This is a genomic window from Pseudomonas sp. R1-1 (genome assembly GCF_051132135.1).
In the GTDB taxonomy this organism is placed as follows: domain Bacteria; phylum Pseudomonadota; class Gammaproteobacteria; order Pseudomonadales; family Pseudomonadaceae; genus Aquipseudomonas.
In genome coordinates, this window is record NZ_CP071663.1 from 3,200,159 (window position 1) to 3,214,359 (window position 14,201).

The following is a 14,201-nucleotide window of genomic DNA, read 5'->3' on the forward strand; positions in this document are numbered from 1 at the left end:
CGCAAAATCGTGGCTGGACACAAAACCACTGTGGGAGCCAGCCTGCTGGCGATGACGGTGGGTCAGTCGAAAGGGTTGTGACTGACAGACCGCTATCGCGAGCAGGCTCACTCCTACAGGGGTCGTGGCGTACGCAAAATCGTGGCTGGACACAAAACCACTGTGGGAGCCAGCCTGCTGGCGATGGCGGTGGGTCAGTTGAAAGGGTTGTGACTGACAGACCGCTATCGCGAGCAGGCTCACTCCTACAGGGTGCGGTGTCGCGCCGCGCACCTGTCGAAATTAATTCCCGCCATCGGTGAATTATTTCGTGTCCGCATGTATCTGAGCCAGAAGAGCCGGCGCCATCATAGAGATGGCATCGCAGCGGTCATCTGAATCAGCGAGCGGGAACATCGCAATGAAACCACGCAAGAAAACCGTCAAACCGATCGGTTTGAAAGACATCACCATTGTCGACGACGCCAAGATGCGCAAGGCGATCACCGCCGCCGCGCTGGGCAACGCCATGGAATGGTTCGACTTCGGGGTGTACGGCTTCGTCGCCTATGTGCTCGGCAAAGTGTTCTTCCCCGGCGCCGATCCCGGCGTGCAAATGATCGCCGCACTCGCCACCTTCTCCGTACCGTTCCTGATCCGGCCGTTGGGCGGTTTGTTCTTCGGTGCACTGGGCGATAAATACGGGCGGCAGAAAGTCCTCGCCGCGACCATCGTGATCATGTCGCTGAGCACCTTCGCCATCGGTCTGATCCCCTCCTACGCCTCCATCGGCATATGGGCGCCGATTCTGCTGTTGCTGGCGAAAATGGCTCAGGGTTTCTCGGTCGGTGGCGAATACACCGGTGCCTCGATCTTCGTCGCTGAATACGCGCCGGATCGCAAACGCGGCTTTCTTGGTAGCTGGCTGGACTTCGGCTCGATCGCCGGATTTGTTTTCGGCGCGGGTGTTGTGGTGCTGATCTCGACCATTCTCGGTGAACAGCGCTTCGAGGAATGGGGCTGGCGCCTGCCGTTCTTCCTCGCCCTGCCGCTGGGCATGATCGGTCTGTATCTGCGCCATGCCCTGGAAGAAACCCCGGCGTTTCAGCAGCACGTGGAAAAACTCGAACAAGGCGACCGCGAAGGTCTGGCCGGTGGCCCGAAAGTCTCGTTCAAGGAAGTTGCGACCAAGCACTGGCGCAGCCTGATGACCTGCATTGGCGTGGTGGCGGCGACCAACGTCACCTATTACATGCTGCTGACCTACATGCCGAGTTACCTGACGCACAATCTGCATTACAGCGAAAACCACGGCGTGCTGATCATCATCGCGATCATGGTCGGCATGCTGTTCGTGCAGCCGTTGATTGGGTTTATCAGTGACAAGATCGGCCGTAAGCCATTTATCGTGGTCGGCAGCATCGGCCTGCTCATCTTCGCCATTCCGGCGTTCATGCTGATCAACAGCGGCAGCATCGGTTTGATCTTTTCCGGCCTGCTGATCCTCGCCGTGCTGCTGAACTTCTTCATTGGTGTGATGGCCTCGACGCTGCCGGCGATGTTCCCTACACATATCCGTTACAGCGCCTTGGCCAGCGCCTTCAACGTCTCGGTGCTGATCGCCGGTCTGACCCCGACGGCCGTGGCCTGGCTGGTGGAGAGCACTAACGACCTGTACATGCCGGCGTACTACCTGATGGTCATCGCCGTGGTCGGTCTGGTCACCGGCGTGACCATGAAGGAAACCGCCAACAAGCCATTGCGCGGCGCAGCGCCTGCGGCCTCCGACCTCGAAGAGGCCAAGGAACTGCTGCAAGAGCACCACGACAACATCGAACAGAAAATCGAAGACCTCGACGCCGAAATCGCCACGCTGCAAGCCAAGCGCAATGAACTGGCGCAACAGCACCCGCGTATCGATTGAGGCAACCCAATCAGAACCAGCCCGGCATCAGCCGGGTTTGTTTTTTCTGCAAAGGCACCGCACGGGCGCTGAAAGCCTGATCAAGGCGCGTTGACCACCACGTAAGTCACATCGCTGCCCTGATATTGCGGCTGGTACCACGTCGAACCGCACTGCATGTACGCCACGTCGTAGCGGATCACTTGCACGCAACTGTTGGGCATTTGCGCCGGGGTAAGGATCGAGCCCACCACCGCTGCCGTCACCGCGACAGTCGCCGTGACCGCCGCTGCCGCGGCAATCGGATGGTAGTCATCGTCGTAGCCGTAGCGGCCATGCCCGTCGACGTCGATGTCGACATCGCGGTAGTTGTTGATATTGACGTTGCGATTGCCGTTATGAACGTTGCGATTGCCGTTATTGACGTGGGTGCGATTGCCAACGTGATTGTCGGCATTGACCCGGTTGCCCTGATTGCCCGAATTGCTCCGATGACCGGCGTTCACATGATTGGCCCGCGGTGGCGGGTTGATCCGTTGTGCGCGTTGCGCACGGGGCGCCGGGGCGCGGTTGACGTGGGCGCGAGCATGCCCTTGGGCGCGCTGCGGTCGGGCATCGGCTTCAGCGACATAACCTGCGGTCAACAGCGTTGCCGTGGCCAGCGACAACAACAGGCCCCACGTCAGCGACTTGTTCATGTCATTCCCCTCCCTGATCGCTGGCTTTCTTCAAGGCAATCGCGACATCGCCTTTACCCGGTTTGAAGGTGAACTGCGTGTCCGGAATGTTCGGCTTGAGGTTCCACTGATACACCGCGCTGTACTCGGGAAAGCTTTTCTCGTCGGTGGTGGTGATCACCAGTTTGCATGGCAAGGGTTTGTCGGAGCGGGTCAGCCACAACTGCCAGTCGATGCCTTCCTGGCGAAAGGCCAAATGGTCGCAGAGCTGGCCCTTGATGATCGACGGCCCCACGTAAAGCGCGGCTTGCAAGGCATCGATCTGCGCCTGATCGCTGCCGAACAGAAACAGATCCTCCATCGGAACCTGCACGCCATAGTGGTTTTCGACCCGGTGCAGGGTTTGCGCGACAGTGGCCGGGGCGTCAACGGTGGTGTAGTACTTGAGGTAGGGCGAATACTGGGTCAATTTCTTGCCGTTATAGAAGAACTCCCGGGTACGCACATCGCCCTCGCTTTTGGCATACAGCCGATCGTGGCCGACCACTTTGAGGGTGTTGGAAGACTCGGTCTTGATCTTCTGACCGGACTCCAGAACGGTGTCGCGCGAGACCTGGGCATCGACCTGAAACTTCGGCAGCCTGCGCAGGTAATCGCCCATGTCGATGAGCTTGTCGACCACCCGCGGGTTGACCAGTGGCGTGGCGTCAGTGGCCGCGGTCGCTGGCGGTTGGGCCGGGTCTTCGGCACGGGCTCCCGGTGCGAGAACCAGGGTGAACATCAGGCAGACAATACTGGCTGGGGTTTTCATCGGTTCCGCTCCTGTCCCTGCGTAGGCGTTGCGCCTGAAGGCGACTGACTGACCAGCCTAGTTCTCACTGGCGATGCGCGCCAATGCGGCTATCACTGTTCCCGCGGCGCTTGCGCAGGCGCGGTGAACCATTTCTCCGGTGGCACCCGCTTCTCTTCCGGCGGATCGCCCAGATAGTGCGGCGACATGATCTGCACGCCGTATTCGTTGAACACATCCTGAATATTGGCGTGCAGCATGCTCAGCAGCACCGCGCGCGGGCGTGGCTGGCTTGGGATCGCTTGAGCGACGAGGCGGTATTCGGGATAGAAATCCGAAAGTGCGGTCTGGAACACCTGCGCCGGCGGATCTTCCAGCACACCCGGCGTACGTTTTGCCGCTTCCAGCAACATTGCCTCCACTTGTCGCCACGGCGTGTCGTAGCCGATGGTCACCACGGTGTCGACCACATAACCGGGGCCTTGCACGGTGCGTGAATAGTTCTTGGTGACGGTGCCGGTGATCATTGAATTGGGTAGCGTCAGCACTTCGCCCAGACCGGTGCGAATCCGCGTGGTGAACATGCCCAGCTCCGTAACCGTGCCTTCGTACTCGCCAATGCGCACGAACTCGCCGGGGCGCAGCGTGCGTGTGTAGGTCAGGATCAAACCGGCAGCGGCCTGCCCGACAACGCTGGTCGCGCCGAGGGAAATCATCAGGCCGATCAGCACCGACAAGCCTTTGAACGCATCGGTGCCGGCGCCGGGCAAGTACGGATAAGCCATCGCCAACGCAAACAGCCACACCGCCAGCGCGGTCAGGCGTTGCGTCGGTTGCAGGGTTTCGTGGTTCAGCCAACTGAACGTCCCCGGCGTGGCCATGCGTCGCAGGATCCGCCGGGTGAAAGCTACGACGCCACGGGCGATAAAGAAAATCGCCAGGGCCACGCCGAGGCCGGGGATCGAATCGACAATTCCTTGCAGCAGATAGCCGGCCAGTTCGAACAGGTAATTGTTGAGACTCTCGCCCCACGGCCGGGTATAGGGAAACCGCGACAGGATAAAACCCAGCCACTCGTAGGTGAGCAACAGAATCAGCAGCCAGCGCAACAACAACAGAAAACGGCTGACCAGCGGATAGAGGAAATTCGCATCGATCAACTGCACGCGCCCGACCTTCAGCGCGCGGGTGTGACGATCCATCAGTGCCGGCAGTTTGCTGAGCAATTTGCGCCGTAACCAGGCCAGGCACCAGAGCAGCCCCAGGTAAATCAGCGTGGCCACGGCGGCGAGCCCCAGCGACCGCACGATCATCTGCAGATTGCGTGCCTCGCGGGTTTCGGTCACCACCTGACGCAACCGCTCGGCCGCGCCTTCGGCGGCTTCCTGTACCGAGGAATACTCGAGGCTGTCGATGTCCTTGGGGGCGACGATGAACGCGCGTTTGTCGCCGATCAGCACGATGTAGCTGTTCTGAATCGAGTCGGTGCTGATCTTCAGTTCGGCGTCTTCGTTGAGCGCCTCGTGGATGACCATTTTTGCCCGCTTGACCCGTGACGCCGGCGCCTCGCCGAGAATGGTCGCGCGAAACAGCATGATGCTGCGATTGGCGACCTTCAACTCGACCGCTTCGTCGGCCGTTTTCGGTGCGGCATCCAGCGCCCAGCCAACACCGCTCCAGAGCATTGCGAACAGCACCATCCAAACCGCCAGCAGCCTGCTTCGCATGCGCCTGTTTCCTTACGCCCAACTGTCAGAGAGGGATACGTAAGCCAGCGTAGTCGAGCGATGAACGGTTGTCAGATTCGCACGCCCGGATAAATGTCACGGCAGATTTTTGCTCTCCGGATCCTCCAGAAGCTCGGTCACATTCGCCGGTTGATAGACCCAGCCGATAAACAATTCATAGCCCACCGCCAGAATCACCGGGCCGGTAAACAGGCCGATGATGCCGCTGTTGACCATGCCGCCGAGCGCGCCAATCAGCACCACCGGCATCGGCACCGCCACCCCACGGCCCAGCAACATCGGCTTGAGCACGTTATCGGACAGCCCGGCGATGACCATCCACACCGCGAAGATGATCGTCCCGGCGCCCACCCCGTCGTGGGCGAAGACGTAAATCACCACGGGCACGGTGATCAGCAGCACCGGTAACTGGGTAATGCCCAGCAACAACACCAGCAAGGCAAGAATGCCGGCGGCGGGCACGCCCATGATCACCAGCGCGACGCCGATCAACAGCATCTGAATGAACGCAATGCCGACCACGCCCTGCGCCACGGCGCGGATGGTGGCGGTACACAGTTCGGCAATCTGCGGGCCGCGCACCGGCCCGGAAATCCGCGTGGTGATCGCCACGGCGGTGCGGTGGCCACGCGTGCCGTGGGTCATGATCAGACCCGCGACGATCAGCGCAATCACAAACACCACGATCCCGGCACCGACACCCGCGGCCTGATGCAGAACCACTTTGCTCCAGTCCTTGAGGTGCGGCGCCAGTTCTTGAAATGTCCAGCTCAGGTCCTGCGAGGCGTGCATCCAGATGCCATACAACGGCGCGCCGATCAGCGGCCAGGCCTCGACGCTGGCCGGTGGCGGTGGAATCTCGAACTGCCCGGCTTCGATTGTGTGTATGCCGTCCTTGACCGAATCGGCAATCGAGGCGCCGAGCAGGCTCAACGGCAGCATCAGAATCACCAGCCCCAGCAGCACCAGAATGATTGCCGCCCAGCCATAGCGATTGCCCAGCTTCGCGCCGAGTTTCTGGTTCAGCGGATACAGCGTCACCGCGAGGATCAGCGCCCACAGCATCACATTCAGAAACGGATGAAAGATGTCGTAGCAGAACAACACCAGCACGGTGATCAGCCCCGCGCGGATGAGCACGTCCAGCAGCGCGCGGGAACTGTTGAAAGTCAGCAGCGGTTTGTCGTCCATTCAGGCTCTCCTGCCCGGCTCCGTTGAACCGCTGTGAGCGTAGTTCACGAACGACAGCTCGTCTCGACTGGTGCCCGAGCCGATTCGCGACTAAACCTGAAGGCTGATCTTCATTGATAAGGAAGCCGGGATGAAAACCACGCAATCACTGATCATTCTTGCGCTGGCCGGAGCCGGGAGTCAGGCATTCGCTGGCGGGATCGATTTGTACGAGGCGGGCCAGGAAGGCGCGGGGCTGGCGAATGCCGGCTCGGCGGCGCTGGCGACTGACCCGAGCGTGCTGATGAGCAACCCGGCCGGCATCGCCGTGCTGAGAGGCACGCAGGTCACCCTGACCGGTCAGGCGATATTCGGTGGCCTGGGATTTGATCGCGACAGCGCTAACGATTTCGGCGGCAACGAAGGCGGCAACCCCCTGCCGATCCTGCCGGGCAGCAGTTTTTTTATCAGCCATGAACTCAATGAGCGCGCCAGTATCGGCTTCGGCATGTACGGCAACTTCGGCCTGAGCGTCAAATATGACGACGACTGGGCCGGGCGCTATTTCTCTCAGGAGTCGACGCTGATCGGCATCTCGATGCAGCCGACCTTCGCCTACAAGTTCACCGATGACCTGTCAGTGGGCATCGGCCCGCGTCTGGTCTACGGCTACTACTACACCAAGATGGCCATCGACAATAACGCCTTCCTGCCGGACGACCCGTTCCAGCAGGATGGCCGCTTGCAATACAAGGACACCGACGTCGGCACCGGGGTCAACGTCGGCGTGCGCTATCAACTGAACGAGCGCACCACGCTCGGCCTGGCCTATACCAGCAAGGTCAAAATGGAGTTCAAGGATTCACCGTCAGTCCATGGCGTGCGCAACCCGCTGCTCAATCTCGCGTTATCGAGGCTGGACGTCGACGAGCTGGAAATCGACATGAACATCCCGCAGACCGCGACGCTGAGTATCGCCCATCAGTTGAACGAACAATGGACGCTGCTCAGCTCGGTGAACTGGCAGGACTGGAGCGACTTTGCCGACATCGGCGTCTCGGTAGATTCCGCCGCCGGCAACGTGTCCCGCGCCGTCGACCGCAAATACCAGGACACCTGGCACCTGTCAGTGGGGGCACAAAACCAGATCAGCCCGAAACTGCGCTGGAACATGGGCCTGGGCTACGACAGCTCCGCCGTCAAAGACAAGGACCGCACCGTCGACAACCCGATGAACGACGCCTGGCGCCTGGCGACCGGCCTGAGCTACCAACTCGCCGAAGACACCGACCTCAACCTCAATTACACCCTGGTCTGGCTCGGCGACATGGATGTGCAACAGACCAAGCGCAACGGCCAGACATTGTCCGGTAGTTATCCGAACAGTGCGCTGCACATTGTTGGAGGTGGGGTGACCTGGCGTTTCTGATTTCGGCGTTCGCAAACTTGCCGAACCCTGTTGGCGCTTGCTCAGCCTGTGGGAGCCAGCCTGCTGGCGATGGCGGTGGTTCAGGCAGTGATGTGTTGGCTGTGCTGGCCCAATCGCTTGCAGGCAAGCTCCCACAGGGATCGGGTGCAACCATTAGGCCGAGTGTTGGCTCGCCTGATTTTGATATTGATCACCGGCGGCATTGAAGGGCTGAAGGCTGAAAGCTGAAATCAAAAGCCCCTCACTGTAGAGACCGGTACATCCTTTACAAATTAGACCGGGGACATCGTTTACACCTTTACAGGCTTGAAACGCGTTTGGCGCCGCTTTCAAGCCTGCCTAAACAATGGCTGCAAAGGTACAGTTCCCAAGCGTCATCAGCCACTTCCTTCAGCGCAATGTCCTCTCCAATCAGAGCCTCTCCTAGAAAAATCAGCTGTCCTTTCCATTTGATTTCCCCATTTGACCGAACCTTGCGTACTTCAACATCGGAACCGTATTCAAGCGCAGGCAAGTAACCTGGATAAGCGCGTATCGACGGGCTATAGACAGATGCCGGCGGTTTCATGCCCAGCGCGGTGTGCGGTCGGTGGTAATTGAAGTCTTGGATGAAATCCTCAAAAGCCAGCTGCTGGCGCACCAAGTTTTCCGCCGGTGGCACTGCTGCCTTTAGCGTTCGATGCATCCGTTCATGTCGACCATTTTGGTCGGGGCGGCCAGGCGTAATCGTTTCGACATGGATTCCAAGTCTGATGAACCAAACCGATAATTTCGAAAGTCGCGCCAGACCTGTCGACGCGAAAGGAGCGCCGTTGTCAGTGCGGATCACATCCGGCAGCCCATATTCTCGAAAAGCCCACTCAAAGCCTTCCCGCGTTGGCGCTCCGTGCGTACTGGGCAAAGCGCGACAGACGAATAAAAAGCGGCTCATCTGATCGGTAATGGTCAGCGGATAGCACCAATTACCGTCCTGCATTTTGAACTGCCCTTTGTAATCAGCACACCAAGTCTGGTTGGGCGCGTCGACCGGACGCAAGTGTGTTGGAGCACGGGGGCGCGGGGGATACGGCCGTCGCGCCACCACCAAACCAGCTTTCTTCAACCACTCCCCGGCGGTACTCGCCGCCGGCCATTGGATATGCGGGTCGGAATCGCGCAGGCGATCAATGATCTGTTTGGGTCCCCGATCGGGATGTTCGTTTTTCTTGGTTAGCAGCGTGGCAATGATTTCATCGGGAGTTTGATGAGGGCAGTTCAATGGCTTGCGCGATTGCTCTTTCAAACCATCCACGCCCAACGCTGCATACCGTTCCAGCCACTTGTCGATGGTTGGACGGCTGACGCCGTAGCGCCGGCTTAATTGGCTCTTGGTGTAACTACCGCTAAGCCAGTCACTGACTAACTTCACTCGTTGATCCATTGGGGACTCTTGATTCCAGGGCATGGTCAGCACCTCCTGACCATGATTAATACCTGTAAACCATGTCCCCGGTCTCAAACGTAAAGGATGTACCCGGTCTTTACCCACCCTAGCCCTCTCCCGGAGGGGAGAGGGGACTGACCGTGGTGGATGCGAAAGGTACGCTGACCTGAAATACCGAGTCGTACGCAAACTTCAAAGCCAACCAAAATCGGCTCCCTCTCCCTCGGGAGAGGGCTGGGGTGAGGGGCGAATCCACCGCAAATCCCAAGCCATGCGACGCTCCTAACCACTCAACAATGAGCGCCAGCTCGAGTGCTTTTGATCTTAATCTTGCCTAACCAGCGATATCGGAAGGCTGAGCGGAGGGATCTCGCAGCGAAGGGACCCGAGCCTGCGAGGGCCGTACGTAGGAGCAAGCGTTTTGGGTTACCTTTTTGGCGTTTGAAAAAGGTGCCTCGCCGTAAGGGCGAAACCCTAAGCCGCCGTTACCGCAGCAACGGATATACACCCAAAAGCAAGCTGCCCTCGCCTAAAAACCACGATCCTCAAGCACCGTCACAGTAGCAGTCGTACCCGCACGCAAGCGGTTCTTCCCGGCATAGTCACCATCGATCTCGATCCGCACCGGCACCCGCTGCGCCAGTTTCACCCAGGTGTAACTCGGATTGATATTGGCCAGCAGCCGACTACCCGGTGCGTTTTCCCGGTCGGCAATAGCAAAGGCAATGCTCTGCACCGTACCGCCAAAGGTTTCCCCGCTCATCAATTGCACACGGACCCGATTACCCTCGCTGATACGCGGCAGCTTGGTCTCTTCGAAGTAACCACTGATATAGAACGAATCACTGTCGACCAGCGCCATCAAGGCGCCACCCGCTGTCGCATAGTCACCCTGACGGGTCAGTAGATTGGTGACATAACCACTGACCGGCGACTCGACGCGCGTACGCTGCAGATCAAGTTCGGCCTGGGTCAGTGCGGCAACCGCCAGTTGCACATTGGCCTCGGCCAGCCCGAGATTGGCCTGATTGCGCAGCAGGTCCGCCTGAGCCACCGCGACATCGGTGCTGGATTTTTCCCACTCTTCACCGGAAATCGCAAAACCCTGCTTGAGCTTGCGCCGCCGACGCTCCTCACTCTGTCGCTGCTTGAGCAAGGCTTCGCTGGCGACGATCGCCGCTTGCGACTGACCCAGCGAGGCCCGGGCGACCTCCACCGAGCGCCGCGCATGCTCCACCGCCAGGCGATAGCGCGCCGGATCGATCTCCATCAGCAGTTGCCCCTTGTCGACATGCTGGTTGTCCTGCACGGCGAGGCTGACAATGCGCCCGGAAACATCCGCCGACAGCGTCACCACATCCGCCCTCACCCGCGCATCCCGCGTCCACGGCGCACGGGTGTAATACTCCCAGGCAAACCAGCCCAGCACGATGGCCAACACCACCACCGCCAATGTGACCAACCGCGCGAATAACACTTTCAAGGCATCAGGCTCCCATCAACAAAATCAGCGTCGCGCAAACTGACGCATACAAGGCGCCCTCAAACAGCGCTTCATGCCAGACCAGCCGCAGCACGCCGAGGCGGCGTAGCCCCCAGTCCAGTACCAGAAATATCGGTATGGCCAACAACAGCGCTTGGGCAATGGGCGGCAGGTATACGCCGCCAATCTCGAAATCAATGGGCAAGGGCCGGTTCTCCTTCCGGAATCGAGCGCTCGATGAATTCACCGTGACGCTGCAGGAATGACACGATGATCAGCAGGGCGACACGCATGCGAAATACCGACCACAGATGCTCGTGGCTGGCGACGTGCAGATCGTCCAGCTCGTCGCCCAAGGCGCGCAGCGTCGTCAACAATGGCGCCAGTTGCACCTCCTCACGCCCGGCGACAAAACGCCCGGTCTTGCGCAGCGCAGACGCCAGATGCTGACTGAATGCCTCACTGAGCAACGCATTGTTTTGCGCCTGCTGCCGCAATTGCTGCATCGCCACACCCAGTGCGACGCACGCCAGGCTGACTTCATACAGTTGTTGCATGACCCGACTGTTCGCCGCCGGCAGCAGGCCGAGCATGCTGGTCAGGCGATCGACCATGCGACTTTCGAAGGCAAATTGCTCTGCGTCGGTTGCTGGAGTTTTGCTTAGCGTATACACCTGCTCGCGCGCTTCGTTATACAAGCGGCGCAAGCGCAATGCCGGGCGGAACGGGAAGATCCACGCATAAACCAACAGCGCGAGCATCGCCGCACTGACGTAGGCGCCAGCGAATTCGAACCATTGAATGGCAGTGTTCTGCCCGGTGCCGACGTTCTGCGGACCGATCATCAAGAAGCTCGACAAGCCCAGGCCCATGGCAATGCCCGTCGTCGCCGGGTTCGCCAGGCCGATTGCAATGACATACAGCAGCGGCGCAAGCAGCAAGGCCAGCGGTTCGAAATCACTGATCGCCGGCACCAGCATGAATTGATACAGCGCCGAGACCACCAGCGCCAGTCCGAGGCCGCGGGCGTAACTCTGCGCGGCCATCAGCGGTCGCGGAAATGTCGCCATCAGCGAGCAGAGTATCCCCACCAGAATCATCCCGCCACGCGCGCCATCCCAAGCAGTTTCGATCCAGATCAACCCGGCCACCAGCAACGCCGTAAACGCGCGGATCGCATTCATCGACGCCAGGGTGAAATCCAGATGCAGCGGGCTGACCTGCCCGCGAAACAGCACGCTGGCCTCTCGCCCCTCCTGAATCGCATCGCTCAATTCGAGGATCTGCTCGAGTTGCTGCAACAGCCGCGCCTGCTCCCAGCGTAACGCCCAGGCCAGCGAGCGCAGGGTCGCGCTCATGGTTTCGGTGAGTTGTTCGGCCTGGTAAGCAAGACCTTCGAATTGCTGCTGCAAGGTGAGGAAATCATGCCGGCGCTCGCTGGACAATGAGCGCCCCTGCTCCGCCAGTTCGTCGAGAAGAGCCAGTTCTTCGCTGCGCAGGCGTTGCACCTCCAGCGGCAGATCGCCCTCCCAGCGCTCGGTGAGCAGTTCTCGCTGATGACGTAATGCGGTGAGCCGCGAAGTCAGCAGCATCAATTGGTTGCCCAGCAGCAACACCAGATTGTTCGCACTGCGCAGGCGCGGCGCGTCAAAGTACAAATGCCGACGCAAGCCCTCCAGCGCGCTGATTTCGCCAAGCAGTTGCTGCTGCCGACGCTGAAAGTCCGCCTCGCTTTCTTCGGTACGCAGCACTGCCGCCGCATGACTGGCCGCCAGTTTGATCACCTGATCGACCTTGGCGAAATACCCCTTGGCCACGGCTTGCGGGCGCGCCGTCAACAGGCTGACCACGCACACGCACGCCACGGCCAGCAGGGTTTCAGTCACGCGAGTCACCGCCAGCAGGAAAGTGCCGTCCGGATCGGGGATCGCCAGCAGCGCGACGACCACCGCGGTGTAACCACTGAGCACGAACGCTTGTGAACTGGTATAGCGCAGCAGCGTGCCACCGGCCGTGCACAGCGCCAGCCACAGCGCGAGCGTGGTGATAAAGGGCAACGGCGCCTGGGGGAAAATCGCCATGATCAGCACTGCCACAGCCGCGCCAAGGGTCGTACCGATGACCTGGCCGAAACTGCGCGCCAGCGCCATCCCGGCCAATGGCTGACTGACGATGACCACCGCCATGATCGACCACTTGGGCTGGTCGAGGTCGAACACGAACGCCAGATACAGCGTCAGCAACCCCGCCGCAATGGTGCGCAGGGCAAACAGCAGAACGGCCTGACCGGGATGAATCACGGCCTTGAAGTAATTGAACAGGGCTTGCATGGGCACACTCATCAAAGCGACTTCTGCAAGCGTAGACACTGCATCGCTGGCTTGGTGCGCAACTGAGTCGACGCAGCTTGTAGGACGATTCACATGCACAGGGTTTGACTGATTGCCCGAGCTGACCGAAGCTTGCCGCTCTGCTCAATAACGCCTGTTTCGGAAACCTGCATGCCTCAGTCTCGCCGCTACCTGCTGATCAGCCTGGGCCTGGTGCTTATCGTCGTTGTGGCCTGGTTGTCGCTGCGTAGCACCACCCCGGTGATACCCGATGCGATCAAACACGGTTACAGCGAAGCGCTGAACGCCGCGCGCACCGGTGAACCGGGGGCGGCGCGCCAGTTGTACCAGCAACTCGGCCGACCGGACATCTCGGTCAAGCGTCGCGTGTGGCTGCATGGCGAGCTTCCCAACTATCCAAGCCCCCAGGCACTGAAACTGGCTGACACCGACCTGCAGAACGAAGCTCCACAAGTACGCTTGGCCGCCATCAAGAGCGTGGTCGGGCTGGTCCCGGGCGGGCAACGCAGCCTGTTGCTGGGGCCGATGCTCGATGATGCGGACCAGAACGTGCGTTTTGCCGCCATCAATGCCCTGCTCGGCCTGACGCCTGACGAACTGGGGCTGTATTTCGCGCCGCTGCAGCAAGCCATCGATGGCTGGGAGCAGACCCTCAAGGCGCAACCGGAATCTGCCGCCAACTACGCGCAATTGGCGCGCCTGCACATTCACAACGCCGAATTCAAGCAAGCGCAAGTCGCCCTGGAAAACTCGCTGCGTCTGGAGCCGGGCAATCTGCCGGCGCTGGTCATGCAGATCGATGTCCTCGACCGCTTGGGCCAAAGCGACGCAGCGCGCCAATTACTCGCCCGACAACTCAAGGCCCAGCCTGATTCAGCCTATTTGCAACACGCCCTGGGGCTGTGGTTGCTGCACCATGGCCAGCGTGAATACGCCCTGCTCGGCTTATCGAAAGCCGTCGAGCTGGAACCGGACAACAAGGATTACCGCTACGACCTCGCCACCACGCTGCACAGTGCAGAAGAACTGGAGGCGGCGCAAAAGCAGCTGCAGGAAATCGTCCAGCGCCATCCCGCCGACCGCAAGGCCCGGGTTCTGCTGATCAATTACTGGAAAGAAAGCGGCCAGCTGCAAAATGTGCAGATTCTGCTGGCGCAGCTCGAACAGCTGAACCCAGACGATCCGGCGCTGCAGCAGGGTCTCTGAGCGTAGAAACCAGCAACATCCGCAAACAATAAGCGGAACTGC

The 14,201-nt window shown here is 60.2% G+C and carries 11 protein-coding genes; 3 read left to right on the forward strand and 8 right to left on the reverse strand.

Features of this window, described 5'->3' with window-relative positions; translation table 11 throughout:
* Positions 1-400 precede the first annotated feature (400 nt).
* The gene (proP, locus tag J3P75_RS14425) at positions 401-1,903 is read left to right on the forward strand and encodes a glycine betaine/L-proline transporter ProP (protein ID WP_434707159.1); all 1,503 of its coding nucleotides are present in this window, start codon (positions 401-403) and stop codon (positions 1,901-1,903) included.
* An 80-nt stretch (positions 1,904-1,983) separates the two neighbouring features.
* Here proP and J3P75_RS14430 read toward each other — a convergent pair whose 3' ends face one another.
* The 4 genes from J3P75_RS14430 to J3P75_RS14445 all read right to left on the reverse strand — a co-directional run bounded on the left by J3P75_RS14430 (position 1,984) and on the right by J3P75_RS14445 (position 6,288).
* Positions 1,984-2,580 (reverse strand): hypothetical protein, encoded by a 597-nt coding sequence (locus J3P75_RS14430; protein WP_434707160.1) that lies wholly within the window; start codon positions 2,578-2,580, stop codon positions 1,984-1,986.
* Position 2,581: 1 nt separating this feature from the next.
* Positions 2,582-3,370 carry a DUF2092 domain-containing protein gene (locus J3P75_RS14435; RefSeq protein WP_434707161.1) on the reverse strand — a complete coding sequence of 263 codons (789 nt, stop codon included), beginning with the start codon at positions 3,368-3,370 and terminating at the stop codon, positions 2,582-2,584.
* A 92-nt stretch (positions 3,371-3,462) separates the two neighbouring features.
* Positions 3,463-5,076, reverse strand: coding sequence for a mechanosensitive ion channel family protein (locus J3P75_RS14440; RefSeq protein WP_434707162.1), 1,614 nt, complete (start codon positions 5,074-5,076; stop codon positions 3,463-3,465).
* A gap of 96 nt (positions 5,077-5,172) precedes the next feature.
* Entirely contained in the window at positions 5,173-6,288 is a 1,116-nt protein-coding gene (locus tag J3P75_RS14445; protein ID WP_434707163.1) for an AI-2E family transporter, read from the reverse strand.
* 130 nt (positions 6,289-6,418) lie between these two features.
* On the opposite strand from J3P75_RS14445, the gene J3P75_RS14450 reads away from it, so the two are divergent.
* Positions 6,419-7,696, forward strand: a complete 1,278-nt coding sequence (locus J3P75_RS14450) for an OmpP1/FadL family transporter (RefSeq protein ID WP_434707164.1) — start codon at positions 6,419-6,421, stop codon at positions 7,694-7,696.
* A 298-nt stretch (positions 7,697-7,994) separates the two neighbouring features.
* Here the strand turns inward: J3P75_RS14450 and J3P75_RS14455 are convergent, their stop codons facing one another.
* From J3P75_RS14455 to J3P75_RS14470, 4 genes are all read right to left on the reverse strand, one after another.
* Positions 7,995-9,140, reverse strand: coding sequence for an integrase core domain-containing protein (locus J3P75_RS14455; protein WP_434707165.1), 1,146 nt, complete (start codon positions 9,138-9,140; stop codon positions 7,995-7,997).
* Between the two features lie 508 nt (positions 9,141-9,648).
* Positions 9,649-10,602 carry a biotin/lipoyl-binding protein gene (locus J3P75_RS14460; RefSeq protein ID WP_203417879.1) on the reverse strand — a complete coding sequence of 318 codons (954 nt, stop codon included), beginning with the start codon at positions 10,600-10,602 and terminating at the stop codon, positions 9,649-9,651.
* A gap of 4 nt (positions 10,603-10,606) precedes the next feature.
* Entirely contained in the window at positions 10,607-10,807 is a 201-nt protein-coding gene (locus J3P75_RS14465; RefSeq protein ID WP_434707166.1) for a DUF1656 domain-containing protein, read from the reverse strand.
* A complete protein-coding gene (locus J3P75_RS14470; protein ID WP_434707167.1) occupies positions 10,797-12,932 on the reverse strand; it encodes an FUSC family protein in 2,136 nt (711 codons plus the stop codon). Before J3P75_RS14470 ends, J3P75_RS14465 begins: the two co-directional genes overlap by 11 nt.
* Before the next feature lie 171 nt (positions 12,933-13,103).
* Between J3P75_RS14470 and J3P75_RS14475 the strand changes: the two genes are divergently transcribed.
* Positions 13,104-14,159 carry a tetratricopeptide repeat protein gene (locus J3P75_RS14475; protein WP_434707168.1) on the forward strand — a complete coding sequence of 352 codons (1,056 nt, stop codon included), beginning with the start codon at positions 13,104-13,106 and terminating at the stop codon, positions 14,157-14,159.
* The last annotated feature ends 42 nt before the right edge of the window (positions 14,160-14,201 follow it).

What these genes read in the sequence shown, in the direction of transcription:
- proP (WP_434707159.1), top strand. Translation starts at nt 401, where the DNA reads ATGAAACCACGCAAGAAAACCGTCAAACCGATCGGTTTGAAAGACATC.
- J3P75_RS14445 (WP_434707163.1), bottom strand. Translation starts at nt 6,288, where the DNA reads ATGGACGACAAACCGCTGCTGACTTTCAACAGTTCCCGCGCGCTGCTG.
- J3P75_RS14455 (WP_434707165.1), bottom strand. Translation starts at nt 9,140, where the DNA reads ATGCCCTGGAATCAAGAGTCCCCAATGGATCAACGAGTGAAGTTAGTC.
- J3P75_RS14435 (WP_434707161.1), bottom strand. Translation starts at nt 3,370, where the DNA reads ATGAAAACCCCAGCCAGTATTGTCTGCCTGATGTTCACCCTGGTTCTC.
- J3P75_RS14470 (WP_434707167.1), bottom strand. Translation starts at nt 12,932, where the DNA reads ATGCAAGCCCTGTTCAATTACTTCAAGGCCGTGATTCATCCCGGTCAG.
- J3P75_RS14475 (WP_434707168.1), top strand. Translation starts at nt 13,104, where the DNA reads ATGCCTCAGTCTCGCCGCTACCTGCTGATCAGCCTGGGCCTGGTGCTT.
- J3P75_RS14440 (WP_434707162.1), bottom strand. Translation starts at nt 5,076, where the DNA reads ATGCGAAGCAGGCTGCTGGCGGTTTGGATGGTGCTGTTCGCAATGCTC.
- J3P75_RS14450 (WP_434707164.1), top strand. Translation starts at nt 6,419, where the DNA reads ATGAAAACCACGCAATCACTGATCATTCTTGCGCTGGCCGGAGCCGGG.
- J3P75_RS14430 (WP_434707160.1), bottom strand. Translation starts at nt 2,580, where the DNA reads ATGAACAAGTCGCTGACGTGGGGCCTGTTGTTGTCGCTGGCCACGGCA.